Source organism: Nocardia noduli (assembly GCF_019038455.1).
In the GTDB taxonomy this organism is placed as follows: Bacteria; Actinomycetota; Actinomycetes; order Mycobacteriales; family Mycobacteriaceae; genus Nocardia; species Nocardia noduli.
This window is the reverse complement of record NZ_JAFMPL010000232.1, coordinates 1-1,449: the sequence shown is the minus strand read 5'-3', so window position 1 is coordinate 1,449 and position 1,449 is coordinate 1. Positions and strand designations below refer to the sequence as shown.

Here is a 1,449-nt window from a genome sequence, read left to right as displayed (position 1 = left end):
TTGGTCAGGCACCACCAGATGCGCCCGAGGAGCTTGTTGGCGAGGTTGCGCAGGGCGGCGTTGTGGTGGTCGCCGGCGGCCTTGCGTTTGTCGTAGTGGGCGCGGGCTCCGGGCGATTTGGTGAGCGCTGAGAAAGCCCACCAGTGGCAGGCGTCGCCGAGGCGTTTGTTGCGGACCTTGCGTGCCTTGACGTAGCGGGACCGCCCCGAGGCCATGGTCACCGGCGCGGTTCCCGCGAAGGCGCGTAGTCCGTTAGGGTTTGCGAAACGTGTTGGATCGTCGCCGATCTCGGCGAGTATTCGAGCGGCCAGGATCGGGCCGAGGCCGGGTGCCGAGCGTAGTATCGCCGCTTGCGGGTGGGTGTCGAATTCGGCTTCCAGCCCGGATTCGAGTTCATCGACTGCCTGCTGCATGGTGAGCAGAATCTTCAGCAGGCCGCTGACGGTTCGGCCGAGAGCTTGCTCGACCCGCGGCGGCTGGCGAAGTGCTGGTGTCTTCAGATCGGTGAGGATCTGCTCGACCAGAGTCGGGTGATTGCCGCGTCCGCACCGTTTGAGCAGCGACACGATCCGGACGCGGGTCAGTTTCGCTGCGGCGGCAGGAGTCGGAGCAGCGGCCAGGACCGCTGTCGCGGCGCGATGTTGGAGATTGGGAAAGGCCTGCATCGCTTGGGGATAGAACTCCAGCAGCACCGAGCGTAGGCGGCTGACTGTTTGATGCAACGCCCAGATCGCCTCTTGATGCTGGCGTGCCAGTGCCTTGACAGCGCGTCCGTGTTCGGTGACCGCAGGAAGCGGGCGGTGCATCGGCGCGTCGGTGCGCAGAATGTGGGCCAGGACCGCGGCGTCACCCGGATCGGACTTACCGCCGGCCTGGCCGTGGCGTTCCCGGTAACGGGCCACCGCGCGGGGATTGATCGGATAGACGGTGAACCCGGCCTCGACCAGTGCGACCACGAGTAGATTCTTGTCGGTCTCGATCGCGACAGGGGTGTGGTCGGGGCCCCCTCCGTTCTTCGCGATCACCGCCAGCAAGGTGGCGAAACCTTCTGCGCCGGTGTTTATCCGGGCTCTTGCCACAACCGCGCCTTCGTCGTTCATCAGCGCGATATCGTGGTGTTTCTCGGCCCAGTCGATTCCACACATCAACACCACAGGCCACTTCTCCTTTTCTCGGGGGCACGCTTGTCGCGCGAGCTCGAGGCGGTGCGGCGACCTAATGGAAGCGCTCGACGGCGCGGCATCTCACAAGCCGATCACCGGCCCTCGCGGCGGACCGGCAGGGTCACCGTCTATGTTGAGATCTTCGAAACGCGGTCCCTGTCATCACATGTAGTGATCACCTGTCGGCAGCTCGCTGCCTGATCAGACTGCGCCCGGATCGGTGAAATCTCAGTGACCACCTGCCGGTCCGCCTCTCGGCGTGTCGGACGGGTCCGACTCACCCATT

Annotated in this window: 1 protein-coding gene; it reads right to left on the bottom strand. The window is 65.1% G+C overall.

Translation table 11 applies throughout. The annotated features are described in order from the left end of the window. On the bottom strand, window positions 1-1,145 hold a 1,145-nt coding region (locus JZ792_RS41095), incomplete at its 3' end, for an IS110 family RNA-guided transposase (protein ID WP_254191099.1). Between the last annotated feature and the right edge of the window lie 304 nt (window positions 1,146-1,449).